Raw genomic sequence first — 25,768 nt, 5'->3', positions numbered from 1 at the left:
CAGGGTGGCCCGGTCAAACTTCAGACCGGCTTGGCGCCCATCAAACCGGCGATGGACAGGAAGCAGACACCGCTGAAGACCGCCAAGGCCAGGGTAAACCGCAAACCCACCACCTCAGCCTTGCGCAGCCGGTTCAGACGCACCAGCAGCCACCACGCGGCGAACGCACCGAGGGTATAGATGACGCTGGACGCCAGCACCCAGGTCTGCCCCAGCGGCCAACCTACCAAGTGAACCAGCCACCAACCGGTGAACGGCATGCTCAGCAGGCTAACGCCCATCACCAGCCAGACGAACACCAAAGGCCGACTCAGCAGCTTGCCATAGACTTGGGCGTCACCTTGGCGCCGGGCGTGTACGGTCCAGATCGCCAAGCCCAATGCGCCCAGCAATAACAGGGCGGTGGCAATGAGGTGCAGGGCCTTGAGGGTGGTCAGGTGTTCCATGTCTTCACATCCTTGGAGGGTTAGCCAAGCTTAGTCGCTCAACCCAGGAACAGCCGGTAAGCCGGATTGTCTGTCTCATCCCAGTACGGATATCCGATCTTGGCCAGCGCCGCCGGCACCAGGTGGCGCTCGTCCTCAGGCACCTGCAACCCCGCCACCACACGCCCATCGGCAGCACCGTGGTTGCGGTAGTGGAACATCGAGATGTTCCAGCGCCCGCCCAGCTTGTTGAGGAAGTTGAACAGCGCCCCAGGCCGCTCAGGGAATTCGAAGCGCAGCACAATCTCGTCGCGGGCGCCGGCCGAATGGCCACCCACCATGTGGCGGATGTGCATCTTGGCCAGTTCGTTGTCAGTAAGGTCGGTGACCGGGAAGCCCTGCTCAGTCAGTTGCTGCACCAACGCAGCGCGCGGGTCGTTCTCCGGATGGGTCTGCACGCCAACGAAGATATGGGCTTCGTCAGATGTGTGCTTGCGGTAGTTGAATTCGGTGATCTGGCGCTTGCCGATGGCCTCGCAGAACGCCTTGAAGCTGCCCGGCCGCTCGGGAATGGTCACGGCGATAATCGCTTCGCGTTTCTCGCCCAGCTCGGCACGCTCGGCGACATGACGCAGGCGGTCGAAGTTGACGTTGGCGCCCGAATCGATAGCCACCAGCGTTTGCCCGGTGACGCCGTTGAGTTCGACATACCTCTTGATCCCAGCGACACCCAAGGCACCTGCAGGCTCGGTGATCGAGCGGGTATCGTCGTAGATATCCTTGATTGCTGCGCAGATCTCGTCAGTGCTGACGGTGATCACTTCATCCACATGCAAGCGGCAGATGTCGAAGGTATGCTGGCCGATCTGCGCCACGGCCACGCCATCGGCAAACAGCCCGACCTGCGGCAGCACCACGCGCTCCCCGGCGGCCATGGCCGCTTGCAGGCAATTGGAGTCATCCGGCTCGACGCCAATCACCTTGATTTCAGGGCGAAGGTATTTAACGTAGGCGGCGATGCCGGCGATCAGCCCACCGCCGCCCACCGGCACGAAGATAGCATCCAGCCGGCCAGGGTGCTGGCGCAGGATTTCCATTGCCACGGTGCCTTGCCCGGCAATGGTGTGCGGGTCGTCATAAGGATGGATATAGACGAAGCCCTTTTCATCGACCAGTTTCAGCGAGTAGGCCAGCGCCTCGGGAAACGAGTCGCCATGCAGTACCACCTTGCCGCCACGCGAGCGTACGCCTTCGATCTTGATCTCCGGGGTGGTCTTGGGCATCACGATGGTGGCCTTGATGCCCAGCTCGCGGGCTGCCAGGGCCAGCCCCTGTGCATGGTTGCCGGCCGAGGCGGTGACCACGCCGCGCGCCAGTTCTTCCGGGCTCAGTTGCGCCAGCTTGTTGTAAGCCCCACGGATCTTGAAGGAGAACACCGGCTGCAGGTCTTCACGCTTGAGCAAAATCTGGTTGCCCAGGCGCTTGCTCAGTTGCCCGGCGCTGTGCAGCGGGGTTTCGACAGCGACGTCGTAGACGCGCGAGGTGAGGATCTTCTTGACGTACTGTTCAAGCATCGGGAAAGCATCACTGGCCGCGGGACAAGGGCTGCGAGTCTACCCCAGCGCTACGTCGGGCGACCACAGCAAAGCCGCCCGAGCCGTTATACTAGCCTCCTTTCATACCGCCCTGCCCCTTTCCGGAGCCCGCATGACCCAGGACCAACTCAAACAGGCCGTCGCCCAGGCCGCTGTCGACTTCATTCTGCCCAAGCTGGATGAAAAGAGCGTCGTCGGCGTCGGCACCGGTTCGACTGCCAATTTCTTCATTGACGCCTTGGCCCAGCACAAGACGGCGTTCGACGGCGCGGTCGCCAGCTCCGAGGCCACTGCACAGCGTCTGAAGGGCCATGGCATCCCGGTCTATGAGCTGAACAGCGTCAGCGAGCTGGAGTTCTACGTCGACGGCGCCGACGAGAGCGACGCACACCTGAACCTGATCAAAGGCGGTGGCGCGGCACTGACGCGGGAGAAAATCGTCGCGGCCGTGGCCAAGACCTTCATTTGCATCGCCGATGCCAGCAAGCTGGTGCCGGTGCTGGGCGCCTTCCCGCTGCCGGTCGAGGTCATCCCGATGGCCCGCAGCCACGTGGCGCGCCAACTGGTCAAGCTGGGCGGAGACCCGGTGTACCGTGAGGGTGTGGTCACCGATAACGGCAACGTGATCCTGGATGTGTACAACCTGCAGATCACCAACCCCGTGGAGCTGGAAGCGCAGATCAATGCGATCGTCGGCGTGGTGACCAATGGCCTGTTTGCCGCACGGCCGGCAGACTTGCTGTTGCTGGGCACCCCGGAAGGCGTGAAGAGCCTGAAAGCCGAGTGATGCCATTGCCGGCAAGCTGGCTCCCCCAGGCAATCCACAGCAGTGGAGAACTTGTGGGAGTCGGCTTGCCGGCAATGACGCTCAAAAGCCGGGTCAATCCGATGGCTGTTTGAACACATAGAACAGGTTCGGCTCACTGACCAGATAAATGGTCCCCGCTTCATCCATGGCAATCCCCTCCGCCTGCGGCACCGTCTGTTTCAGCCCTTGGTAACCCTTGCGCAGCGACAGCGTGCTCAGCGGTTTACCCTTCACATCCAGCTCCAGCACCAGGCGTGATTCATCCGACAGCGCCAGCAGATGCCCGCTGCGCTCGTCGAACTGCAGGCTCGACAGATCCCTCACGAACAGCCGCGCATCACGCTTGCGGTCCTGCACCACATGCACTGCATAAGGCTGCTCCGGGTTTTCATGGGGAAAACCGTGAATTTCGTAGATCACCATCGGGTCCCGCTCCTTGGCCACGAACAGGCGTTTGCCCGCCGAGTCATAGGCCAGCCCCTCGAACCCCTTGTTGCCGTTCAGGCCGATACCAAGGCTCAACTGCTCGGCATCGTTGGCATCCAGGAACATTGTGTCGTCCTCAAGGCGCACGCGAATCAGCCGTTGCTGGCGCTCATCGGTGATCACGTAACTGTTGGGCCCTACGTATTCCACCGCCTCGGGGTCGCCGAAACCGGTCAACGGCACCCGCCGCAGGATACGGCCGTCGAGGGACAACTCGATCAGTTCGGACCGCTTGTTGGTCACCGTGAACAGGGTCTTGCGGTCGGGGTCGTAAGTCAGTGCCGAAACATCATCGTCCAGCCCGTCTATAGGCTGCGCCTCGGTCACTACCCGATAGCGATCCAGGCCCATGCTTTGCTCAGCGGGCTGCCACCAGGTCTTGAAGTTGAACCAGCCACGCTCGAGCAAACGGAACTGCTGCTCCGCCACGCCCAGCAAGAGCACGGCGAGCAGGCCAATGACAGCCAGGACCAGGGGCAGACGAACATAGCGACGCATAGGGCAGACTCGGTTTGAGGATGACGAATCTAACCACGAACAACTGAAGTAAAGCTTAATGCCAGCATGCGAAAAATCTGAAATGGCCGTCAGTTTTTCTTGAACCGATAGAACAGCGCCGGCTCACTGACCATGTACAGGTTGCCCTGATCGTCCATCGCCACCCCTTCAGCACGCGGAATGGTGTCCTTGAGGCCGTTGAAACCGCCCAGCAAGGTCATGAAACTCACCTGCTGACCTTGCTCGTCGAGCTCCAGCAGCATGTTGGAGTCCGCCGACAGCACCAAAAGGTGGCCCGTACGCGGGTCGACGCTCAAGGCTGAGAGGTTGCGCAGGTCCAGTTCGTTGCTGGCCAGCGGCTGCTTGTCACCTTTGAGCGGGCTGCGCCCATCGGTGCTCCAGGTATAGAGCTTTGGCGGCCGCTCCTCGCCGATCACCAGACGCTGGCGCATCGGGTCCCATGCCACAGCTTCGAAGCCTTTGTTGCTTTTCACCGACTCGCCCAGGTCGTGGCTCTGAAAATCTGCATGGTTCAGCGACTTGGTTTGTGCGTCCACCTTGACCACGGTCAGGTCGTGCAGACGTTCATCGGTAATGGCCAAGCGGCCATCTTCCAGCACGGCAACCCCTTCGGGGTTGTTCCACCCCTGCAAGGGGATCTGCCTCAGCACATCACCATCCAGGCTCAGCTCGACCAGGAACGGGTTCTTGCCCATGACCACAAACAGCGTGCGGGTATGCGGATTGAACGCTACGTCCGAGGCTTCATCATCTTCCATGCCCGGCATAGGCTTGGCATCGATATCGACCTTATAGTCCGGCAACCAGACGCTTTCGCTGCGCTCGGCGCTGCTCTCGAAGCCTTCCTGGACCCACAGTCGGCCACGGTCATCCCAGTGCATCGCCACGGCCACGCCATAGCCGATCACCGCAGCCACAGCCAGGCCGAACGGCCAGCGCAGGTAGAAGCGACGCTTGGTGGATACGGGAGCGCTGGAAGACAGGGCCATACAGAGTATTCCTGGGTAAATAGGCGGAGATTCGCGCATTATCCAGATAGGTTGTGAAAAAAACGGTAAATCGCGTCGCCCGCTTCGCGGGCGACACAGTCTCTGCTCAGAGTACCCGGCTTTCGAAGCGGCTGACGCCCGGCAACTCCAGCACCAGCTCATCACCCACTTCGAAGGGGCCGACGCCTGCCGGGGTCCCGGTCAGGATCACATCCCCCGGCAGCAGCGAAAAGTGCGAGGCCATGTGCTGGATGATCGGCACGATCGGGTTGAGCATCATCGCGCTGTTACCGTCCTGGCGAACGTCACCATTGATGGTCAGGCGCACCGGGATGTCGGCCAGGTCTTCGAACGTGCCGGCAGCGACGAAAGGCGGCAGTACGCAGGCACCGTCGAAGCTCTTGCAAGTCTCCCACGGCATGCCCTTTTCCTTGAGCTTGGCCTGCACGTCACGCAGGGTCAGGTCCAGCGCCGGGGCAAAGCCGGAGATGGCATCCAGCACTTCCTCTTCAGATGGATGTGCCGACAGCGGCTTGCCCAGCAACACCGCGATTTCGGCTTCGTAATGCACCGAACCACGGTCGGTAGGAATCTTGAAACCACCCTCCAGCGGCACCACGCAACTGCCCGGCTTGATGAACAGCAACGGCTCGGTCGGAATGGGATTGCCCAGTTCCTTGGCGTGCTCGGCATAGTTGCGGCCAACGCACACCACCTTGCCCAGCGGGAAGTGGATACGGGTGCCGTCTACGTACTGGTGCTGGTAACTCATGGCCGACTCCTTTGATTACTGCTTTTATTCAGGAGCGAAGATCTTACCCGGATTCATGATGCCGTTAGGGTCGAAGACGGCCTTTATCGCCTTCATGCAGGCGATTTCCTGTGGTGAGCGGCTATAGCCAAGGTAATCGCGCTTGGTCATGCCCACACCGTGCTCGGCGGAGATCGAGCCGTTATAGCGCTGGACGATCTCGAACACCCACTTGTTGACCTTGGCGCATGAAGCGAAGAAATCGTCTTTGCTCATGGACTCGGGCTTGAGGATGTTCAGGTGCAGGTTGCCGTCGCCGATGTGCCCGTACCAGACCACCTCATAGTCAGGATAGTGCTGGCTGACGATGGCATCGATGTCGCGCAGGAATGCCGGCACCTTGGAGACCGTGACCGAAATGTCGTTCTTGTACGGCGTCCAGTGGGAGATTGTTTCGGACAGGTACTCGCGCAACTTCCAAAGGTTTTTCAGTTGAGCTTCGCTCTGGCTCATCACCCCGTCTATTACCCAGCCTTGCTCGACGCAGTGCTCGAAGGTGGCTAGCGCATCGTTGGCCACCTCCTCGGTGCTGGCCTCGAACTCCAGTAGGGCATAGAACGGGCAGTCGGTGGCGAACGGCGCAGGTACATCGCCACGTGCCATGATCTTGGCCAGGCCCTTGTCGGAAAAAAACTCGAATGCCGTGAGGTCAAGCTTGCCCTGGAAGGCATGCAACACCGGCATGATCGAATCGAAGTCTGGCGTGCCCAGCACCATCGCGGTTAGGTTGCGTGGGGCGCGGTCCAGGCGCATGGTGGCCTCGACCACGAAACCCAGGGTACCTTCGGCGCCGATGAACAACTGGCGCAGGTCATAGCCCGTGGCGTTCTTGATGAGGTCCTTGTTCAGCTCGAGCAACTCGCCCTTGCCAGTGACAACTTTCAGGCCAGCAACCCAGTTACGGGTCATGCCGTAGCGAATGACCTTGATGCCGCCGGCGTTTGTCCCGATGTTGCCGCCGATCTGGCTGGAGCCACTCGAGGCAAAATCCACCGGGTAATAAAGCCCCTGTTCTTCGGCGAATGCCTGCAGCTGGCGAGTGATGACCCCTGGCTGGCAGACCACCGTGCGGTCGAAGGCATTGAAATCGAGAATCTGGTTCATGTAGTCGAAGGCGACTACCACTTCACCATTGGCTGCCACGGCACCGGCGGAGAGCCCGGTCCGACCGCCGGAAGGCACCAGCGCCACCTGATGGCGATTGGCCCAGCCAACGATGGCCTGAACCTGTTCCACGCTTTTGGGGAACACGATTGCTGTGGGTGCGGGCGGAAAATGCTTGGTCCAGTCCTTGCCGTACGCTTCCAGGGAAACGGCATCGGTCAGGACCTTGCCAGGGTCTACCAAGGTCATCAGTTCATCAATTACCGCGGGGTGCGTCATCGCCGGAACTCTCGACTTATTCATAGTCACCCTGAGTACTCTTCACCTGTCGGGATAAGCTCAGATTGTGTCGCGTATGCTAGCATAGCGCCCCCGCTGTTCGTGCTAAGGCCCGCGCTGCGCCTAGCATCACTTCTCGCCATTTTTTCTCCGGGATACAGGTTTACGCAGATGAGCAAGACTTCTCTCGACAAGAGCAAGATCAGGTTCCTTCTTCTTGAAGGGGTGCACCAGAACGCGGTGGATACCCTCAAGGCCGCCGGGTACACCAACATTGAGTACCTCACTGGCTCGCTGCCGGAAGCAGAACTCAAGGAAAAGATCGCTGATGCGCACTTCATCGGCATCCGTTCGCGTACCCAGCTGACCGAAGAGATCTTCGACTGTGCCAAGAAACTGGTCGCCGTCGGTTGCTTCTGCATCGGCACCAACCAGGTCGACCTGGACGCTGCACGCGAGCGCGGCATTGCCGTGTTCAACGCGCCATACTCCAACACCCGTTCGGTGGCGGAACTGGTACTGGCCGAAGCCATCCTGCTGTTGCGCGGCATCCCCGAGAAAAACGCCTCCTGCCACCGTGGCGGCTGGATCAAGAGCGCGGCCAACTCGTTCGAAATCCGCGGCAAGAAGCTGGGCATCGTCGGCTATGGCTCGATCGGTACCCAGCTGTCGGTACTGGCCGAGAGCCTGGGCATGCAGGTCTACTTCTACGACCCGCTGACCAAGCTGCCACTGGGCAACGCCGTACAAGTCACCAGCCTGCACGAACTGCTGGGCCTGGCCGACATCGTCTCGCTGCACGTGCCTGAGCTGCCATCCACCCAGTGGATGATCGGCGAAAAAGAAATCCGCGCGATGAAGAAGGGCTCGATCCTGATCAACGCCGCCCGTGGCACCGTGGTAGAACTGGACCACCTGGCCGCAGCCATCAAGGACAAGCACCTGATCGGCGCCGCCATCGACGTGTTCCCGGTCGAGCCACGCTCCAACGATGAAGAGTTCGAAAGCCCGCTGCGCGGCCTGGACAACGTGATCCTCACCCCGCACATCGGCGGCTCCACCGCCGAGGCCCAAGCCAACATCGGCCTGGAAGTGGCCGAGAAGCTGGTCAAGTACAGCGACAACGGCACCTCGGTATCGTCGGTCAACTTCCCGGAAGTCGCCCTGCCGGCGCACCCGGGCAAGCATCGCCTGCTGCACATCCACGAAAACATTCCGGGCGTGCTCAGCGAGATCAACAAAGTCTTCGCCGAGAACGGTATCAACATCTCCGGTCAGTTCCTGCAGACCAACGAGAAAGTGGGTTACGTGGTAATCGACGTTGACGCCGAGTACTCGGACCTTGCGCAAGAGAAGCTGCAGCACGTCAAGGGCACCATCCGCTCGCGCGTACTGTTCTGAGCGTAATTGCGGTATGAAAAAAGGGAGGCCTTGGTGGCCTCCCTTTTTTTGTTTCGCCAACAAGCCAGCTCACACCACGATGCCAGTAGGGATCGACTTGCCAGCTTAAGGGCTGCGTAATGGCTCGGCTTACTTCACTTCAACCGTGATCTCCTTCGACTCAACGCTTGGCTTGAACGGCACGTGATACTGGTCACCCAGCACCAGCTGCAGGGTGTGCTTGCCCGGCGTCAGGGTAAGGGTGGTCTCGGTCTGGGCCTTGCCGAAGTGCAGCACCTGCGGGCCGGCAGGCAGCGCTGCCCCGCCTTCCGGCATCAGGCTGGTCGGCAATGGCTGATCGGCAACAGGCTCCTTGTCCACATCCACCAGCAGGTGGTGGTGGCCCGTGTGCGGGGTCTGGTCACCCGCAGGCTTGAGCCCCATGCCTTCGATGCCAAACTTGACGGTGAAGGTCTTGTCGACCGTTGCGCCGTCGGCGGGGGAAACGATGAAGACCTTGGCATCCTTGGGCGGCTCCTGGCTCTTCAGCGCATCCGCAGCGCTGACCAGTACCGAGGCCCCCATCAGCAGACCGGCTACGGCAGCACGCGAAAATAGGCTGTTCATTCACTTCTCCTGTGATTCACTTATTGACCGCAACCTGCAAACGAACGGCGGCGGAAGTTCACCATAGCCCACAAAGAGAAAAAATTCAGTTAGGGTTAAACCTCGCCAAGGCTTCAAGGTCATAGGCTGCGCTCGACCACGACGAGGAAGAAAGTCGTGGCGACAGTTATTCATTTGCCAAAGAAAAGGGGCATTAGATGCGTTCGACCATGGGTGTACTGCTGGCAGTACTGATCACGCCATTGGCTCAAGCCGAGCTGATAGACGAAATCGCCGACCGGGGCGAACTGCGCATTGCCGTACAGGCCGACAACTCGCCGTATGCCTTCAAGCAAAACGACCATCTGACGGGGTTTGAAATCGAATTCGGCCAAGAGCTGGCCAAACAACTGGACCTGCGTGTCGAGTTCATTGAAACGCCTGTGGCCGAGATACTGCCGGGTGTTGAAAGTGGCAAATACGACATCACTGTGACCCCATCGGACAATGCTCCCAAGGCCGATACGCCGTTTGATCTGAGCCAGCCTTTTGGCGAGAGGAAGCTGGTCATCCCGTTCCAGAAAGACAACCCGGCGTTCGAGAGTGCGGTGAACAACGCGCTGCAGCGCCTCAAGGACAGCGGCCGTACAGCGGAGCTTGAGCAGAAGTGGTTCAAGGGTGTGCCGGAGACGGCTACCGGGCAGTGAGTCACTTATTGCCTGCACCAGCTTTTTCGCGGGTAACCTCGCGAAAGGGCCAGCACCAAACTACGCTGACAACCCAGCCAGCGTTCGCTGGGCCTCTTCCAGCTCCAGCTCACTGAACACCAGCACTCCCTCCCGCCGCAGCAGTGCGGTGGTCACCCCCTGCCCTGGCACCTTCACCCCAGCGAACGTGCCATCGTAGGTCAAGCGGTTGCCACACGAAGGGCTGCCCGCCTTAAGCACAGCCACCCGGATGCCATGCCGACGCACCAGCGCCAGCGCCTGCTGGGCACCGGCAAGAAAGGCCGCGCTTACGTCCTCGCCATTCACCGTCAGCACCTGCGCCGCCCCGTCGAGCACCTCGCCGCCCTGCCCGCCCGGGATCTCCGCGGGCGGGCGCGGTGTGGGCAGGCCGCCGGCCACCTCCGGGCACAACGGCACTACACGCCCTTCAGCCTGCCAGCGCTGCAACAGATCAGGATGGCCGCTGGCCCGCCCGTCATAACGCACCGGCTGTTCCAGCAGGCAGGCGCTGACCAGCACCTTGGGCGGGTCAGAACGGGTCATTGCCACGGCGCCGGAACCAACCCGTCAACGAAAGCCGCTCACGCCCCGCTGGCAAGACTTCGTGAGGCACTTCACCCGATAGAAACACCACCAGACAGCCGGCAACGGGCTGCACGTCATGCTCGACAGCGTCAGCCAGGAACATGCGCAACTGGCCACCATCCTGCGGCTGCCAGTCTTCATTGAGGTAAAGCACAGCCGAGACCATGCGCCGGTCGTCGTCGCGAAAACGGTCCAGGTGGCGACGGTAGAACGCACCTGGCGGGTATAGGGCGAAGTGACACTCGAACTCTTCAAGGCCAAGGAACAGGCCCTGGTTGATTGCCAGACGCAGCTGGTCCATGGCTTCCAGGTATTTGTCGCAAGCCTCGGCCTGCCCCGGGTCGACCCACTGGATCTGGTCCCCACGGATCGCCTCGCGCACTTCCTGGGCCACACCGCGCCCCACCCCGGCAGGGTTGAGCTGGCCTTCGGCATCACGGCGCCGACACTCGGCCGCAAGCGCACGCACCAGCTCAGCCGGCAGGAAAAGGGCCTGCTGCGACCAGCCATGGGAGGCCAGATCGTCAACGACGGCCGCAAGCATCGGGTGTTCAGGGGAGATATGCATGGCGCGCATCATATCCATTAGCCATGCACTCGCACAGCGCCACTTGGCCGAGAATTACGCCCCTATCTCGACAAACCGGCGCCGAGCCAAGGACAATAGCCACCTGCCGACAGGAGTCCTGAATGCGCCGTCTGTTTTCCCTGATTCTGCTGATGATCTGCACCATGCCTGTCTGGGCAGACAGCCTTGATCAGCTCTACAAGGCCGCCGGTTGGCCCGACCAGCGCGCCCATTTCAATGATGCCGTGAGCGCCGCCCAGCAGCGCTACCGCAACAGCCTGCCGCCTGCGGTTTACCAGGCTCTGGTCAGCAACAGCAACCAGCGCTTCCAGGCAGCGGCCATGGACCGCCGTGCCCAGGCACAATTGCGCAGCGCCCTGCCCGACCCTGCGCCGGCGCTGGCCTTTTTCCAGTCACCGCTGGGGCGCAAGATCGTCGCCGCCGAACTGCTGGCCACGCGCAAGGACCAGCTGGCCAAGCACGCCAAGGGCTTGCCGAAAATTCAGGCCAGCGATAACCGTCTGTTGATCATCGGACACCTGGCTCAGGCCCTCCCGGCCCGCGAAGCCGGTGCCGAGGTTAGCCTGGCTATCGCCGGCGTGGCGGCCGACAGCCTCAGCTCGATGATCCCCGGTCTGTTCGGCGGCGGCCAGGCCCAAGGCCTGCTCGATGGCCAGCGCCAGCGGCTGATGAACCAGATTGGCGAAGACCTCAACAACACGTTGCTTTACGTCTACCGCGACCTTTCCGACGCCGAGCTGGAAGAGTTCGCCACTTTCGCCGAGTCACCTGAAGGCAAAGCGTACTACCAGGCCGCAGTGGCAGCGGTGCGCGCCGGCCTGGCAGTCGGCCAGAACGGCGCGAACCTCAAGTAGTCAGCCCAAGCGCTGGTTGATGAAGTCGAAATAGCGCTGACGGATGCCCGGCAGTTCATTGGCCAGGTGGTGACGGGCTTCGGGCAGCAGCAGGATCTGTGGCTCAGCAAACTTGGCCTTGAGCACTTCGAGGTTGTAGGGCCAGTCCACCGTGCCGTCAGCCTCCCCCTGAACGATCAACGGTCGCCGCGCACTGCACGGCGCGGCCTCGATCCGCTTGACCCAGGCCATCAGCGCGCCGACCCAGGCTGTCGGCAGGCGCCGAGGCTGCAGCGGGTCGGCCTCCAGAAACGGTAGGAACGTCGGGTCGTTGCTGTTCTCGCTGAAGCGCCGCTCAATGCCATTGACGAAGTGACGCAACACTCGATAACTGAGTTTCGACCACAGCCAGGCACGTGGGCGCACGAGCGGCGCAAGCAGGATCACCTGGCCATCAACCGGGCTCTGTACCCCCTGGTGCAGCAGATGATCGACGGCAATGGCGCCACCAGTGCTTTGCCCGCACAAGTGCCACGGGCACGGCAAAGCAAGGCTGCGCGCCTGCTCGAACAGGGCATCGAGCACCTGCTGATAGAGTGCGAAATCAGTGATGCTGGCGCGCTCGCCACTGGACAGGCCATGGCCAGGCAGGTCGCAACTGATCACTGCATAACCCTGTTGCAGTGCCCATTCGATCACGTGGCGGTAGAGGCCCATGTGGTCGTAATAGCCATGCAGCAGAAACAGTGTCGCCACGGGCTGCGAAGGTAGCCAGACCTGCCCCGCCAGCTCGAAACCCGCCGCCTGAAAACCGCCCAGCCAGCTCTGCGCTGGCAGGTTCAAGCCGTAGAAGCGCTGATAATCCTGCGCCTGAACGGACAAGGGTTGGCGTTTGCCAAGGGGCGCGAGGCTGGCGCGCAGGCGGTCGGGGTGAAAAGCGGCAGGCATCGGGTACATCCACAGCGAAGCGAGTATTGATCCGGGATATTCAGCTCTTGGCTGCGCCGTGGCAAGCTTGGCCACTTTTGAATCAACAATGCCGCTCCTCAAAGGGCTGCGGATGGGCCATGAAAAATCGAACAATCAAGCCGATAATTTTAGCCATTGCACTGCTCTCATGCGCCGCCGTGCTCTGGTGGGCATACGACAGCTTTAAGTCCCGCTACCTGCGCCCGTTCGAAAGCCAGACCACGCTGTTCGACGGCACCCAGCTACGCCTGCCCGCCGAGCTCGCCGGCCCCGGCCCTGTGCGCGTAGTACACTTCTGGGACCCGACCTGCCCATGCAATGTCGGCAACCAGCAGCACCTGGGTGACCTGCTCAGCCACTTCGCAGACAAGGGCGTGGCATTCCACGTCGTGCAAAAGCCCGGCAGCCAAGGCCGGCTGCCGGCCAACCTCACCCGCCTGCAGCCCATCACCCATCTGCCCGGCAGTGAAAACCTGCCCGCCTCTCCGGCCGTAGCGATCTGGGACCGCCAAGGCAACCTCGCTTACTTCGGCCCCTACAGCGAAGGCGCGGTGTGCAACGCCACAAACAGCTTCATCGAACCGATCCTAAAGGCCCTGCTCGATGACCGCCACGTCACCGCATCGAACACGCTGGCCGTCGGCTGCTATTGCCCTTGGGCCGGCTGACGCGCGCGCGCCGGGTTACCGACCACTACCGCGCCTGCCGGCACATCGCGGGTCACCACACTGCCCGCACCAACCACTGCGTTATCGCCAATGGTCACCCCGGGCAGGATGATTGCAGCGCCACCGATCCACACATTGTTACCGATAGTCACCGGCCGTCCGCTCTCCAGCCCAGTGCGCCGCAGTTCAGGGTCGAGCGGGTGATCGGCGGTGTAGATCTGCACCGCCGGGCCAATCTGGCAATCATCGCCGATACGCACCGGCAGCACGTCCAGGATCACGCAATTGAAATTCATGAAGGTATTGCGGCCGACACTGATGTTGTAGCCGTAGTCGCAATAGAACGGCGGGCGGATGACCGTGCCTTCGCCCACATGGCCGAAGTGCTCGGCAAGCAGGCCGTTGCGGGCTTCGTTAAGCAGGTCGAAGCTGGTGTTGTAACGCTGCATCCAGTGCTTGGTGGCGATTTGCTCGGCCTGTAGTTCGGGGCAGCCGGCATGGTAGAGCTGGCCACTAAGCATTTTCTGTTTTTCGCTGAGGGACATGGAAACTCCTGTCGAGGGCTATGCTCTTTGCGCGAATCCGCCGAAGATCGGACCACAATTTCCGCTCGAATGCACAAGGAGCCTCAATGAAGCGCAGCCTGACCCTGTTGGCCGTGGTAGTGGCCGTGGCCACCGGTGCCGGTTACTGGTACGTGCACGGTAAACTGCCGCAGCGTGACGGCGAGGTAGCGGTAGCCGGCCTGCAGGCCCCAGTCAGTGTGCGCTATGACACCCGCGGGGTGCCGCACCTGCAGGCGCAGAACGAAGCAGACTTGTACCGCGCCCTCGGCTACGTGCATGCCCAGGACCGATTGTTCCAGATGGAAATCATGCGCCGCCTGGCCCGCGGTGAGCTGGCCGAGGTGTTGGGTGACAAGCTGCTGCCCACCGATACCCTGTTCCGCAGCCTGCGCATCCGTGATCAGGCGGCGCTGATGGTTCAGCGCCTGGACCACCAATCCCCCGCGTGGAAGGCCTTGCAAGCCTACCTCGATGGCATCAACGCCTGGCAGGCGAGCCAACCCAAACCCATGGAGTTCGACCTTATAGGCATCACGCCCAGGCCGTTCACCGCTGAAGATACCCTGAGCATTGCCGGGTACCTGGCCTACAGTTTTGCCGCCGCGTTCCGCACCGAGCCTGCGTTGACCTACATCCGCGACCAGCTCGGGCCGCAGTACCTGAAGATTTTCGACCTCGACTGGCAACCTGACGGCGCGCTGGGAACCCCGCTGGCGACGGCGGACTGGCAGGGCCTTGAAGCCCTCGCCCGCCTCAGCCACGAAGCCCTTGGCGATGCCGGCATTCCCCAATTCGAAGGCAGCAATGCCTGGGCAGTGGCCGGCGGCCGTACCCGCAGCGGCAAGCCGCTGCTGGCCGGCGATCCGCACATCAGCTTCGCGGTGCCGGCCGTCTGGTACGAGGCCGAGCTGTCGGCGCCAGGGTTCAACCTGTACGGCTACTTCCAGGCGCTGAACCCGTTCGCGCTGCTCGGTCACAATCGCGACTTCGGCTGGAGCCTGACCATGTTCCAGAACGACGATGTCGACCTGATTGCGGAAAAGACCAACCCGACCAACAGCGATCAGGTCATGGTCCAGGGCCAATGGCGAACACTGGAAAAGACTGAGCAGAAAATCGCCGTCAAAGGCGAGCAGCCGGTCAGCATCAGCCTGCGCCGCTCACCCCACGGGCCGATCGTCAACGACGTGCTTGGCGCGACCGCCGGCACCACGCCAATCGCGATGTGGTGGGCCTTTCTGGAAACCGAGAATCCGATCCTCGAAGGCTTCTATCAGCTCAACCGTGCCGACTCCCTTGCCAAGATGCGCGAGGCGGCGGCCAAGGTTCAGGCGCCGGGGCTCAACTTCGTCTGGGCCAGTGCAGGTGGCGATATTGGTTGGTGGGCTGCGGCGCAACTACCGATCCGCCCGGATGACGTCAACCCGTCGTTCATCCTCGATGGCGCGAGCCACCAGGCCGACAAGCTGGGTTTTTACCCTTTCAGCGTCAACCCACAGCAGGAAAACCCGGCCAGCGGTTACATCGTTTCAGCGAACTACCAGCCGCCAGCGGCGGTACCGATACCGGGCTACTACAACTTGCCGGACCGGGGCCGCCAGCTGGAGCGCCACTTAGCCAACCCGCAGGTGAAGTGGGATACCCAGAACAGCCAGGCGCTGCAACTGGACACCGCCAACGACTACGGCCCACGTACCCTGGCGCCCCTGCTTGCGACGCTGCGCGACATCGCCCAGGGCGATGAGGAAAAAGAGCTGGTAGAGCAACTGGCCGCCTGGCGCGGAGATCACCCGCTGGACTCGACCAACGCCACACTGTTCAACCAGTTTCTCTACCAGTTGGCACATGCCGCGCTGCATGACGAGCTGGGCGATACCTGGTTCCCGGTGCTCATCAGTACCCGCACCATCGACTCTGCACTGCCACGCTTGGCGGCGGACGCGCAATCACCGTGGTGGAACACGCGCGGTGCCAACCAACGTACCGACCGCACCGCCATCGTGCGCATCGCCTGGCAGCAAACCCTCGAGCACCTGCGCGAAACCTTTGGCAAAGACCCGGCCAGCTGGCAATGGGGCAAGGCGCATACCCTGACGCACAACCATCCACTGGGTGCTAAAAAGCCGATGAACCTGCTGTTCAACGTCGGCCCGTTTGCCGCGCCGGGCACCCACGAGGTACCCAACAACCTATCGGCGAAAATCGGGCCTGCGCCGTGGCCGGTGACGTATGGGCCATCGACACGGAGGCTGATCGACTTCGCCGACGCTGGGCAGGCGTTGACCAGCAACCCGGTCGGGCAGAGTGGTGTGCCGTTCGATCGGCACTATTCGGATCAGGCTGAAGGCTATATCGAGGGGCAGTACCAGCGCGCCCAGATGGGGGTGATACCGGCTCGCACTACCTTGCGTCTGGTGCCGGCAGAGTGATGGAAACTTTTCTTCGGGTCGGCTTCTCCAACAGCTTCAGACTGCGATCCGCACGGCCATCACACTACAAGGACGATAACGATGAAAAGCCCCTGCCCGACTGACTCCAACGAACAACTGCTGTGGCTGCTGGCATTGAGCCGGGCATTAGGTAGCCAACGCTGAGCGTTGTGCCCCCCCAAAAAAAACGCCGACGCGAATGCGTCGGCGTTTTTCATGCAAGGGCTAAGCAGGCGAATCAGAACGCCGGCAGCACCGCACCGCTGTACTTTTTGGCGATGAATTCCTTGACCTCAGGGCTGGTCAGGGCCTTGGCCAGCTTCTGGATAGCCTCGCTGTTCTTGTTGTCCGGGCGGGCCACCAGGAAGTTCACGTAAGGCGAGTCGCTACCCTCGATCACCAACGCATCCTTGGCCGGGTTCAGGCCAGCTTCCAGCGCGTAGTTGGTGTTGATCATGTCCAGGTCGACCTGATCCAGCACACGCGCCAGCATGGCCGACTCAAGCTCCTTGAACTTCAGGTTCTTCGGGTTCTCGGCAATGTCTTTCGGAGTGGCCAGGGCGTTTTTTGGATCTTTCAGGGTGATCAGGCCAGCCTTCTGCAGCAAGATCAGGGCGCGGCCACTGTTGCTGCCTTCGTTAGGAATGGCAACGGTGGCGCCGTCCTTCAGTTCGGACAGGTTCTTGATCTTCTTCGAGTAGCCACCGAACGGTTCGACGTGCACGCCGATCACGGTTTCCAAATGGGTGCCTTTACCTTCGTTGAAGCTCTTCAGGTAAGGCAGCGTCTGGAAGTAGTTGGCGTCCAGGCGCTTCTGATCTACCTGTACGTTGGGCTGTACGTAGTCAGTGAAGACCTTGATCTGCAGGTCCACGCCTTCCTTGGCCAAGGTCGGCTTGATCAGCTCCAGAATTTCGGCGTGCGGCACCGGGGTAGCGGCGACCACCAGTTTCTCGGCGGCGGCAGCCAGGCCGGAGAACGACAGGGCAGCGGCCAGGGCAGTGGTCAGCAGGGTCTTCTTCATGGTGGTCCTTATTTTGTTTCTGGGCCATCTGTGATGGCGAAGTCAGGTGCCCAACCGTTTCATCAGCGGGCGTGAGGCGGAAGATACCGAGATTTTTTATTCCGCAACAATACCTTTTAATTAGCTGCTTATTCCAAAAGCAAACTGCCATTGCCCACTTTGTTTATGAGCAACGTCTAGCGCGGGGTATTCGGCAGGTCGAGGTCCTCTGGCTGGATCTCTTCACTATCATTCACCAGCAGGGCGAAGTGGATGATGTTCTCCAGTTCACGGGTATTGCCGGGCCACGCGTGGGCTTCGAGCACCTGCTGAGCCGCTTCGCTGATCAACGGCACAGGGCGCTGCAGGCGTGCGCAGTAGATCCCCACGAAATACTCAGCCAACGGCAGGATATCGCCGCAGCGCTCACGCAACGGAGGCAGCTCCAGCGCACCTTCGTGCAAGTACTGGTACAAGCGTTCATTGAACCTGCCAGCTTTAACCACCCGGGCCAGGTCAATACTGGTCGCAGCCACCAGGCGCACGTCGACCGGCTGTGGCTGCTGCGCGCCCACCCGGGTGACCTCGCGGTTTTCCAGGGCCGCCAGCAGCTTACCCTGGATAGCCAGCGGCAAGTCGGCAATCTCGTCCAGGTACAGCGTGCCGCCGTTGGCCGAACCGAACCAGCCGGCGCGGCTGCTGGCCGTACCGCCATGGCTGCCAGCGCTATAGCCGAACAGCTCGGCATCGGCGTAAGTGGGGCTGATAGCCGCACAGTTGACCGACACGAATAGCCCTCCACGGTCGCTGGCACGATGGATCTGCCGGGCCAGCAGTTCCTTGCCCGTGCCGGTTTCGCCACGGATCAGCACCGGCAAGGGTTGCGGTGCCAGACGCTCAAGGTCTTCGCGTAACTGCTGTGAACGCGGGTCGATGAACACCAAGGCCTTGGCACGGATGCTCAGCGGGCTTTTGTCCAGCTCGGGGAAGGTCAGCAGTGGCTGGCCAAACGGGTGTTGAAGCGTCATGACGAACTCCCGCCCCAGGCCTGCATAGGCCGGGCGTCAGGTAAACGGTAAGCAGTGAGGGCTGTCAGGCGCGACGCAGTGCGCGCTGCTCGACCCGGCTCTGCAAGCGATACAAGTAGGCGAAGCCTTGTTCCCAGCGCTCATGGCCGGACTTGACGTTGATGTGCCCGGCATTGCTCAGCAACCCCGCTTCGGCGCCCCATGCCTGGGCCAGGTACAGCGCCCGTGGCACGCTCACGGCCGGGTCGTTGTCCGAGCTGACTACCTGGCTGGGAAACGGCAGCGCTTCGGTAGGGATCGGCGCAAAGTTACGCAGGGCTGGCGCGCAGGTGGGGCGCTCGACGTCTGCCGGCGCCACCAGCAGTGCACCACGCACCCTGCGCAGCAAGGCCGGGCTGGCCTGCGCGGCCCAATGGGCGACAGTGATGCAGCCAAGGCTGTGGGCAATCAGGATCACCGGCGCACATTCAGCGGCAACCGCCTGCTCCAGCGCCTGCACCCAGTCCTCACGTTGCGGGGTGAGCCAGTCGTGCTGCTCGACCCGTGCACTGTTGGGCAGGGTACGCTGCCAGTGACTTTGCCAATGGTTGTCTGGCGATCCTTGCCAGCCCGACACAATCAGGTAACGAATAGACTCATTGCGCATGGGGACGCCTCCAGTAAGTTTGCGTGCTTGGAGACAAGTATAGGGAGGGAGTTATATCCGTAAAGGAATAAGAAGATATTTATTAATAACCAAAAAAGATTTCCCCAGGCGCGGACCCTGTAGTGACGCGAAATGCCCGGACAAAAAAAAGGGCCAACCCCTGCCAAGAGATATGGCCCCAACGCACTCGCGAAAGTCACTTGCCTGATGAGGTTTTACAGGTATCAGCGTGCGGTTATCACCGCCAGCTTGGTGATCCCCGCACGTTCGATGGCGGCCATGGCACGGGCCACCTCGCCGTAGTTGACGCCGTCGTCGGCCTGCAGTTGCACACGAACGTTCGCGTCCTTGTCCCTGGCGGCCTTGAGGTTGGTCTCCAGCAGGTCCGGCTGTATCTCGTCCTTGTTGATGAACAGCTTGCCGGCGCCATCGATGCTCACCACCAATGGGTCCTTCTGCTCAACCGGGGCCACGGACTCGGTCTTGGGCAGGTTGATGGGGATGGCGTTGGTCAGCAGCGGCGCGGTGACGATGAATACCACCAGCAGCACCAGCATGACGTCCACCAGGGGCGTAACGTTGATTTCACTTAGAACTTCGTCGCTGTCCTGCGTCGAAAAGGCCATATCAGGACGCCTCCTTCACAGGCTGGGTAAAGCCGGCCTGCACCTTCTGCACGCCAGGATGCACCAGCACGCGGAAGGCACTCTTCTGCGCCAGGCTGTAGAAGTCGTGGGCAAAGTCATCCAGCTCAGCGGCAGTCAACTTGAGGCGACGAAGGAAGTAGTTGTAGACCAGCACCGCCGGCACCGCGACGGCGATACCCACACCGGTAGCTACGAGTGCAGCGCCAATAGGGCCGGCCACGGTTTCCAGGCTGGCCGAACCCGCCGCGCTGATGCCTTTGAGTGCTTCCATGATGCCCCATACGGTACCGAACAGGCCGATGAAGGGCGAAGTGCTGCCGATACTGGCCACCACCGCCAGGCCGGTTTCAAGCGAGCGCCGCTCCCGCACTATCTGCTGGTGCAGGGCGCGTTCGAGGCGGTCCTGGTGATTGATCGCATGGCTCAGGTCATTGGTCTGTGCCTCGCCGACGGCAATGGCGGCATAGCCGGACTGGGCGACGCGGGCGGCCGGGCCAGGCAGTTCGTGGCTGACCTGGGCCGCCGCGTCGAGGCTTGAGGCGGCCCAGAACTGCGTGTGGAAGCGCTTGTCCTGGTTTTTCAGCCGCACGAATTGCACGATCTTGGCCAGGGCAAGGCCCCAGGTGACGACGGAAAAACCGACCAGCAGCCAGATGACTGCACTTTCAACGGATTCGAGGGGGGATGCCAGCAGGCTCATGAGGGTGTCTTCCTTTGTTCTGCGAAAAAGTTAACGAAGCTTGAAATCGATCGGCACGCTGACCCAGCCGGCCTGCGCCACGTCGCCCTGCTTGGCGGGGACGAAACTCCAGCGCTTGACCGCAGCCAGGGCGGCAGCGTCGAGGGCATCGCGACCACTGCTTTTCTGGACTTGGATATGCCCGGGTTTGCCGCTGGCCAAAACCTCCACCCGTAGCAATACGGTGCCTTCCCAGCCGCGGCGCTGAGCCATCTGCGGGTACTCCGGCGCCGGGTTCTTCAGGTACGCAGCGTTGGCCGAGGGCGGCGTTACCGGGGCCGGCGCGGGTGGCGCAGGCGTTGAAGAAGCGGCGACCGGTGTGGGGGCAGGCGGTGGTGCCTCCACAGGCTTGGGCTGTGGTTTGGGCGGTTGCTTGGCCAGCGGCTTAGGAGCGGGTTTTGGCTTGGGCTTGGGTTTGGCGGCCAATTCGTCAACTACAGGTGGAGGCGGCTCGACAACCGGCGGTGCCGGGGCCGGCGGTGGCGGCTCGACTACCGGAGGTGCCGGGGCGGCAAACTCGATGGTCATGGGAGGAATTTGTGGCGGTACTACGGGCAACTCCCGCGTCGGGGCCCGGCTCACCCAAAAGGCGGCAGCACCGTGCACAGCCAGCACCAGCAAAGCCAGCGCCAGCTTGTCGCGGCGCTTGAGGCCGCTGGCCGGGGTACGTTGCAGGCGGAGCTGGCCCAACGGCAAGCGAAGCGTCCGTCCAAGCTCGACCAGGTCACCCGGTGCAGGGTGCCGTGGCTGGTCGTAGGCCCTGACGGCCGAATGGACATTACCCATTGATCAAACTCCTGGGGTTCTTGATTCAGGTGTGTGGCTGAATCATCAGGGCAGGAGACTTATCTCTTAAAGTAATGTTTAAAGCTAAAATTAGATCTTTTTCATATATGGTCTTTTGCCTAAATCTTGAAACCCGCGTAATACGGGGCCTGCGCGCTAGCACTACACATGTGATGCAATCCTTGCATGGTAAACATTCCTAAAAGACATCGAATTTGCACCAGGGCTGCAGCACAGCACCCATAATCCCCAGGACAAAAAAAACCCGGGACCAAGCCCGGGTTGTTCATCCTCTGAAGCGAATCAGATATCCGCCACCTTTTGCCAGACCTTTGGCCTGAAGAACAGCGTCTCACCTCGCGCCAGGCCGGTCAGGCTGTCGTGATCCTTGACCACCTCCGCCTCGATCAGCTCGCTCTGCCCTTCCACCTTCAAGGTCACCCGGGTAGTCGCGCCCAATGGGCGGATATCACGGACTTCGGCGGCATGGTGCCCTTCTGTTTCATGGCGCGACAGCGACACCTCGTGCGGGCGGAACAGCACATGATGACCCTCGCTCAACGCCAGCCGGTTGGAGTCGCCGAGGAAGTGGTAGACGAAGTCGTTGGCCGGCTTCTCATATACTTCCCCTGGGGAGCCGATCTGCTCGATCACCCCCTTGTTCATCACCACGATGCGATCGGCCACTTCCATGGCCTCTTCCTGGTCGTGGGTAACGAACACCGAAGTCAGATTGATATCCTCGTGCAAACGCGCCAGCCAGCGGCGCAATTCCTTGCGCACCTTGGCATCGAGGGCACCGAACGGCTCATCGAGCAGCAGCACCTTGGGCTCCACCGCCAAAGCGCGGGCCAGGGCGATACGCTGGCGCTGGCCACCGGAAAGCTGTTCAGGGTAGCGGTCCGCCAGCCAGTCCAGCTGCACCATGTTCAGCAGCTCATGAACCTTCTCGGCAATCTTGCTCTCGCTCGGGCGCTCGCCCTTGGGCTTCATGCGCAGGCCGAAGGCAACGTTGTCGAACACGCTCATGTGGCGGAACAGCGCGTAGTGCTGGAACACGAAACCAACGTTGCGATCACGTACATCATGGCCGGATACGTCTTCGCCGTGGAACACGATATTGCCGTCATCCGGCGTTTCCAGGCCGGCGATGATGCGCAGCAGGGTGGTCTTGCCACAGCCAGAGGGGCCGAGCAGGGCCACCAGCTCGCCGCTGTGGATATCCAGGTTGATGTTGTCCAGGGCCTGGAAGCTGTTGAAGCGCTTGCTAACGTTACGAACTTCGATCGACATGACTTATTCCTCCGCTGCGCTATGGCGCAGGCGGTTAATACGGTTCTCGCTCCACTGCTTGAGCAGCAGGATGAAGAGCGCCAGGATCAGCAACAGGCTGGCCACGCTGAAGGCCGCGACGTGGTTGTACTCGTTGTAGAGGATCTCCACGTGCAGCGGCAAAGTATTGGTGACGCCACGGATATGGCCCGAGACCACCGATACCGCACCGAACTCGCCCATGGCCCGCGCGGTACACAGCACCACGCCGTAGATCAGGCCCCACTTGATGTTCGGCAGGGTCACGTGCCAGAACATCTGCCAGCCGTTGGCACCGAGCAGACGCGCAGCCTCTTCTTCCTGGGTACCCTGCTCCTGCATCAGCGGGATCAGCTCACGGGCAACGAAGGGCACGGTGACGAAGATGGTCGCCAGCACGATGCCCGGCAAAGCGAAGACGATCTGGATATCGTGGTCCTGCAGCCAAGGCCCGAACAAGCCTTGGGCGCCGAACATCAACACGTAGACCAGGCCGGCGATCACCGGCGATACCGAGAATGGCAGGTCGATCAGGGTGACCAGGATGCTCTTGCCACGGAAGGTGTATTTGCTCACGCACCAGGCGGCGCTGACGCCGAATACCAGGTTCAGCGGCACCGAGATGACGACGGCGAGCAGCGTCAGCTTCAGCGCCGACAAGGCATCAGGCTCGAAGATCGCCTCGAAGAAGGTACCGAAACCGTTCTTCAACGCCTGCGATACCACGATCACCAGCGGCAGCAGCAGAAACAGTGCGAACACCAGCCAGCCAAGGCCGATCAGGATGCGCCGCGACGTGGCGCTGCCACGCCGTGCGGCATTGGCGGCGGCGGTAGTGCTCAGGGATGAACTGGACATGCCGGCCTCCTTCAAGGGGTTTCGATGCGGCGCTGCAGCAGGTTGATCAGCAGCAGCAGGATGAAGGAAACCACCAGCATCAGCACGCCGATGGCAGTCGCGCCGGTGTAGTCGTATTGGTCAAGCTTGACCATGATCAGCAGCGGCAGGATCTCGGTCTTCATCGGCATGTTGCCGGCAATGAAAATCACCGAACCGTACTCGCCCACGCCACGGGCAAAGGCCAGGGCAAACCCTGTGAGCCAGGCGGGCAGCAGGGCCGGTGCCAGCACGTGCCGGAACACCTGCAGTGGTTTCGCGCCCAGGCAGGCAGCAGCCTCTTCGACTTCCCGCGGGATATCCGCCAGCACCGGTTGCACTGTACGCACCACGAACGGCAGGGTGACGAAGGTCAGCGCCAGGGTGATGCCCAGTGGGGTGTAGGCGATCTTGAAGCCCAGGTCGGTGGCGAACTGACCGACCCAGCCCCCAGGTGCGTACAAGGCCGTCAGGGCGATGCCTGCAACGGCGGTGGGCAGCGCGAACGGCAGGTCGATCATCGCATCGATGATCTTGCGCCCTGGGAAGGTATAGCGCACCAGCACCCAAGCCAGCAGGGTACCGATAACACCATTGATGATGGCGGCGAACAGGGCGGTGCCGAAACTCAGCTTGAGCGCGGCGATCACACGCGGCGCACTGATGATGTTCCAGAACTGCTCCCAGGTCAGCTGCGCGGCATGCACGAACATGGCGGCCAGCGGTATCAGCACGATCAGGCTGAGATACACCAAGGTGTAGCCCAGTGTCAGCCCGAAGCCGGGTATGACGGGGGAAATGCGACGTGACATAAAGATCCCTGGTTGAACGCACGAAGCCCGGCGGTTATGCCGGGCCGGTGCAGGCTTGTGAATCCTGGGGCTGCTGCGCAGCCCTTACGCGACGCAAGGCCACGCTCTACCTGTAGGAGCGGCCTTGTGTCGCGAAAGGGCCGCAAGGCGGCCCCGCTTCTCCATGGCTGTTTACTGCGCCTGATAGATCTGGTCGAACACACCGCCATCATTGAAGAATTTGGGCTGTGCTGTCTTCCAGCCACCGAAGTCCTTGTCGATGGTTACCAGATCCAGTTTCGGGAATTGCTTGCCGAATTCGGCTGCGACCTTCGCGTCACGTGGGCGGTAGAAGTTTTCGGCAGCGATTCTCTGGCCAGCCGGGCTGTACAGGTGCTTGAGGTACTCCTCGGCGATCTGTTCATTACCCTTTTTCTGAGCATTTTTGTCGACCACCGCCACAGGCGGTTCGGCCAGGATCGACAGCGAAGGAACGACGATTTCGAACTTGTCGGTACCGCCGTCCTCCTTCAGCGCCAGGAAAGCTTCGTTTTCCCAGGCCAGCAGAACATCACCCTGACCGTTGTTGACGAACGTGATGGTCGAGCCACGGGCGCCGGTATCCAGAACCGGCACGTGCTTGAACAGCTCCTGCACGTATTCCTTGGCTTTGGCTTCGCTGCCACCTTGCTTCAGGCCGTAGGCCCAAGCGGCGAGGAAGTTCCAGCGAGCGCCACCGGAGGTTTTAGGGTTGGGGGTAATGACCGAAACGTCCTTCTTGATCAGGTCACCCCAGTCCTTGATGCCTTTCGGGTTGCCCTTGCGCACCAGGAACACGATGGTCGAGGTGTACGGGGTGCTGGCGTCCGGCAGGCGCTTCTGCCAGTCCTCCGGCAAGGTCTTGCCCAGCTTGGCGATCTCGTCGATGTCACCCGCCAGGGCCAGGGTCACCACGTCGGCGCGCAGGCCGTCGATTACCGCGCGGCCCTGTTTGCCTGAGCCACCATGGGACTGCTGGATCTTCACCTTGTCGTCCGGGTGAGACTGCTGCCAGTGCTTGATGAATTCAGCATTGTATTGCTGATACAGCTCACGGGTCGGGTCGTAGGACACGTTCAGCAGTTCGTAGTCCTTGGCGATGGCGGAACCGGCAAAAACAGCACTGGCCAACGCGGCGAGTGCATAACGGCGGATGGACATGGTGAAGCTCCCGATTGGCATTTTTCTAATTTTGTGTGTGGTGCGTGATCAGCCGGGTTTGTTGCCAGGCTGTTGCAGGCGGAACTTCTCTTTACGCTCGATCTGCACGACCTGAGCGTTGTGCACGGTTATCTCCACCGCACCGAAACGCAGATCGCGCAAGGCGCTCTGGATCTCACGCAAAATGGTGGCTTCGTCCTGACCGTCGATGCTGCGCACAGATGCACTCATGCTCGTTCTCCTGTGAGTGAGGTGCCGGGCAGAAGTTTTTGAAGGGGGTTTGCGCCTGGCTTGAGAGCAATAGTAGCCAGCCGCAGTTATTCTTAAAAATACTGTTTAAGAATTTTTATATAACCGTTTTGAAATTACGGT

The 25,768-nt window shown here is 61.4% G+C and carries 28 protein-coding genes; 6 read left to right on the top strand and 22 right to left on the bottom strand.

Annotated elements, in window-relative coordinates; genetic code table 11:
* Positions 1-20 precede the first annotated feature (20 nt).
* Both ACW4TB_RS00505 and ilvA read right to left on the bottom strand, forming a co-directional pair.
* Positions 21-446: a DUF2269 family protein gene (locus tag ACW4TB_RS00505; RefSeq protein ID WP_012312264.1), complete on the bottom strand. Its 426-nt coding sequence runs from the start codon at positions 444-446 to the stop codon at positions 21-23.
* Positions 447-484: 38 nt separating this feature from the next.
* On the bottom strand, positions 485-1,999 hold the full coding sequence (ilvA, locus tag ACW4TB_RS00500) for a threonine ammonia-lyase, biosynthetic (RefSeq protein ID WP_161871724.1): 1,515 nt from the start codon (positions 1,997-1,999) through the stop codon (positions 485-487).
* Between the two features lie 133 nt (positions 2,000-2,132).
* On the opposite strand from ilvA, the gene rpiA reads away from it, so the two are divergent.
* A complete protein-coding gene (gene rpiA, locus ACW4TB_RS00495; protein ID WP_012312262.1) occupies positions 2,133-2,807 on the top strand; it encodes a ribose-5-phosphate isomerase RpiA in 675 nt (224 codons plus the stop codon).
* A 93-nt stretch (positions 2,808-2,900) separates the two neighbouring features.
* Here the strand turns inward: rpiA and ACW4TB_RS00490 are convergent, their stop codons facing one another.
* The 4 genes from ACW4TB_RS00490 to ACW4TB_RS00475 all read right to left on the bottom strand — a co-directional run bounded on the left by ACW4TB_RS00490 (position 2,901) and on the right by ACW4TB_RS00475 (position 7,016).
* Positions 2,901-3,812: an SdiA-regulated domain-containing protein gene (locus tag ACW4TB_RS00490; protein ID WP_012312261.1), complete on the bottom strand. Its 912-nt coding sequence runs from the start codon at positions 3,810-3,812 to the stop codon at positions 2,901-2,903.
* Between the two features lie 89 nt (positions 3,813-3,901).
* Positions 3,902-4,822 carry an SdiA-regulated domain-containing protein gene (locus ACW4TB_RS00485; protein WP_254467000.1) on the bottom strand — a complete coding sequence of 307 codons (921 nt, stop codon included), beginning with the start codon at positions 4,820-4,822 and terminating at the stop codon, positions 3,902-3,904.
* A gap of 106 nt (positions 4,823-4,928) precedes the next feature.
* Positions 4,929-5,594, bottom strand: coding sequence for a fumarylacetoacetate hydrolase family protein (locus ACW4TB_RS00480; protein ID WP_012312259.1), 666 nt, complete (start codon positions 5,592-5,594; stop codon positions 4,929-4,931).
* A 24-nt stretch (positions 5,595-5,618) separates the two neighbouring features.
* A complete protein-coding gene (locus tag ACW4TB_RS00475; protein WP_254466999.1) occupies positions 5,619-7,016 on the bottom strand; it encodes an FAD-binding oxidoreductase in 1,398 nt (465 codons plus the stop codon).
* Positions 7,017-7,187: 171 nt separating this feature from the next.
* On the opposite strand from ACW4TB_RS00475, the gene serA reads away from it, so the two are divergent.
* Positions 7,188-8,417 carry a phosphoglycerate dehydrogenase gene (gene serA / locus ACW4TB_RS00470; RefSeq protein WP_039602651.1) on the top strand — a complete coding sequence of 410 codons (1,230 nt, stop codon included), beginning with the start codon at positions 7,188-7,190 and terminating at the stop codon, positions 8,415-8,417.
* Between the two features lie 129 nt (positions 8,418-8,546).
* On the opposite strand, the gene ACW4TB_RS00465 is transcribed toward serA, so the two are convergent.
* The gene (locus ACW4TB_RS00465) at positions 8,547-9,023 is read right to left on the bottom strand and encodes a DUF4399 domain-containing protein (protein ID WP_279929351.1); all 477 of its coding nucleotides are present in this window, start codon (positions 9,021-9,023) and stop codon (positions 8,547-8,549) included.
* A 197-nt stretch (positions 9,024-9,220) separates the two neighbouring features.
* Here ACW4TB_RS00465 and ACW4TB_RS00460 point away from each other — a divergent pair, with 197 nt between their 5' ends.
* The gene (locus ACW4TB_RS00460) at positions 9,221-9,709 is read left to right on the top strand and encodes a transporter substrate-binding domain-containing protein (protein ID WP_012312255.1); all 489 of its coding nucleotides are present in this window, start codon (positions 9,221-9,223) and stop codon (positions 9,707-9,709) included.
* Positions 9,710-9,769: 60 nt separating this feature from the next.
* Here ACW4TB_RS00460 and ACW4TB_RS00455 read toward each other — a convergent pair whose 3' ends face one another.
* Positions 9,770-10,273, bottom strand: coding sequence for a DUF523 domain-containing protein (locus ACW4TB_RS00455; protein WP_279929355.1), 504 nt, complete (start codon positions 10,271-10,273; stop codon positions 9,770-9,772).
* Positions 10,260-10,883: a 2OG-Fe(II) oxygenase gene (locus ACW4TB_RS00450; RefSeq protein ID WP_455842868.1), complete on the bottom strand. Its 624-nt coding sequence runs from the start codon at positions 10,881-10,883 to the stop codon at positions 10,260-10,262. Before ACW4TB_RS00450 ends, ACW4TB_RS00455 begins: the two co-directional genes overlap by 14 nt.
* A gap of 122 nt (positions 10,884-11,005) precedes the next feature.
* Between ACW4TB_RS00450 and ACW4TB_RS00445 the strand changes: the two genes are divergently transcribed.
* Positions 11,006-11,758: a DUF2059 domain-containing protein gene (locus ACW4TB_RS00445; protein ID WP_012312252.1), complete on the top strand. Its 753-nt coding sequence runs from the start codon at positions 11,006-11,008 to the stop codon at positions 11,756-11,758.
* On the opposite strand, the gene ACW4TB_RS00440 is transcribed toward ACW4TB_RS00445, so the two are convergent.
* Positions 11,759-12,685 (bottom strand): phospholipase BipL, encoded by a 927-nt coding sequence (locus ACW4TB_RS00440; RefSeq protein WP_012312251.1) that lies wholly within the window; start codon positions 12,683-12,685, stop codon positions 11,759-11,761. It abuts the gene before it with no gap.
* A gap of 119 nt (positions 12,686-12,804) precedes the next feature.
* Here ACW4TB_RS00440 and ACW4TB_RS00435 point away from each other — a divergent pair, with 119 nt between their 5' ends.
* Positions 12,805-13,374, top strand: a complete 570-nt coding sequence (locus ACW4TB_RS00435) for a DUF6436 domain-containing protein (protein ID WP_279929359.1) — start codon at positions 12,805-12,807, stop codon at positions 13,372-13,374.
* On the opposite strand, the gene ACW4TB_RS00430 is transcribed toward ACW4TB_RS00435, so the two are convergent.
* Complete coding sequence (locus ACW4TB_RS00430) at positions 13,353-13,919, bottom strand: sugar O-acetyltransferase (RefSeq protein WP_012312249.1); 567 nt, start codon at positions 13,917-13,919, stop codon at positions 13,353-13,355. The two genes, ACW4TB_RS00435 and ACW4TB_RS00430, sit on opposite strands and share 22 nt — an antisense overlap.
* A gap of 86 nt (positions 13,920-14,005) precedes the next feature.
* Between ACW4TB_RS00430 and ACW4TB_RS00425 the strand changes: the two genes are divergently transcribed.
* The gene (locus ACW4TB_RS00425; protein WP_279929363.1) at positions 14,006-16,369 is read left to right on the top strand and encodes a penicillin acylase family protein; all 2,364 of its coding nucleotides are present in this window, start codon (positions 14,006-14,008) and stop codon (positions 16,367-16,369) included.
* Positions 16,370-16,607: 238 nt separating this feature from the next.
* On the opposite strand, the gene ACW4TB_RS00420 is transcribed toward ACW4TB_RS00425, so the two are convergent.
* The 11 genes from ACW4TB_RS00420 to oscA all read right to left on the bottom strand — a co-directional run bounded on the left by ACW4TB_RS00420 (position 16,608) and on the right by oscA (position 25,627).
* Positions 16,608-17,393 (bottom strand): MetQ/NlpA family ABC transporter substrate-binding protein, encoded by a 786-nt coding sequence (locus ACW4TB_RS00420; protein ID WP_012312247.1) that lies wholly within the window; start codon positions 17,391-17,393, stop codon positions 16,608-16,610.
* A gap of 176 nt (positions 17,394-17,569) precedes the next feature.
* On the bottom strand, positions 17,570-18,400 hold the full coding sequence (locus ACW4TB_RS00415) for a sigma 54-interacting transcriptional regulator (RefSeq protein WP_254466994.1): 831 nt from the start codon (positions 18,398-18,400) through the stop codon (positions 17,570-17,572).
* Positions 18,401-18,464: 64 nt separating this feature from the next.
* Positions 18,465-19,046 carry an alpha/beta hydrolase gene (locus ACW4TB_RS00410; protein WP_012312245.1) on the bottom strand — a complete coding sequence of 194 codons (582 nt, stop codon included), beginning with the start codon at positions 19,044-19,046 and terminating at the stop codon, positions 18,465-18,467.
* Between the two features lie 224 nt (positions 19,047-19,270).
* Positions 19,271-19,672 carry an ExbD/TolR family protein gene (locus ACW4TB_RS00405; protein ID WP_012312244.1) on the bottom strand — a complete coding sequence of 134 codons (402 nt, stop codon included), beginning with the start codon at positions 19,670-19,672 and terminating at the stop codon, positions 19,271-19,273.
* Position 19,673: 1 nt separating this feature from the next.
* Positions 19,674-20,393 carry a MotA/TolQ/ExbB proton channel family protein gene (locus ACW4TB_RS00400; RefSeq protein ID WP_012312243.1) on the bottom strand — a complete coding sequence of 240 codons (720 nt, stop codon included), beginning with the start codon at positions 20,391-20,393 and terminating at the stop codon, positions 19,674-19,676.
* A gap of 30 nt (positions 20,394-20,423) precedes the next feature.
* Positions 20,424-21,218, bottom strand: coding sequence for an energy transducer TonB (locus tag ACW4TB_RS00395; protein WP_279929368.1), 795 nt, complete (start codon positions 21,216-21,218; stop codon positions 20,424-20,426).
* Between the two features lie 303 nt (positions 21,219-21,521).
* On the bottom strand, positions 21,522-22,511 hold the full coding sequence (locus tag ACW4TB_RS00390; protein WP_012312241.1) for a sulfate/molybdate ABC transporter ATP-binding protein: 990 nt from the start codon (positions 22,509-22,511) through the stop codon (positions 21,522-21,524).
* 3 nt (positions 22,512-22,514) lie between these two features.
* The gene (gene cysW / locus ACW4TB_RS00385; protein ID WP_279929372.1) at positions 22,515-23,387 is read right to left on the bottom strand and encodes a sulfate ABC transporter permease subunit CysW; all 873 of its coding nucleotides are present in this window, start codon (positions 23,385-23,387) and stop codon (positions 22,515-22,517) included.
* 11 nt (positions 23,388-23,398) lie between these two features.
* Positions 23,399-24,217, bottom strand: coding sequence for a sulfate ABC transporter permease subunit CysT (cysT, locus tag ACW4TB_RS00380; protein ID WP_115273332.1), 819 nt, complete (start codon positions 24,215-24,217; stop codon positions 23,399-23,401).
* 171 nt (positions 24,218-24,388) lie between these two features.
* Positions 24,389-25,396: a sulfate ABC transporter substrate-binding protein gene (locus ACW4TB_RS00375; RefSeq protein WP_039602412.1), complete on the bottom strand. Its 1,008-nt coding sequence runs from the start codon at positions 25,394-25,396 to the stop codon at positions 24,389-24,391.
* Positions 25,397-25,444: 48 nt separating this feature from the next.
* On the bottom strand, positions 25,445-25,627 hold the full coding sequence (oscA, locus tag ACW4TB_RS00370; RefSeq protein ID WP_012312237.1) for a sulfur starvation response protein OscA: 183 nt from the start codon (positions 25,625-25,627) through the stop codon (positions 25,445-25,447).
* Positions 25,628-25,768 lie beyond the last annotated feature (141 nt).

The sequence above is a fragment of the Lelliottia jeotgali genome (genome assembly GCF_977070485.1).
The sequence above is the reverse complement of the archived record's forward strand: the minus strand, read 5'-3'. Positions and strand labels throughout refer to the sequence as shown.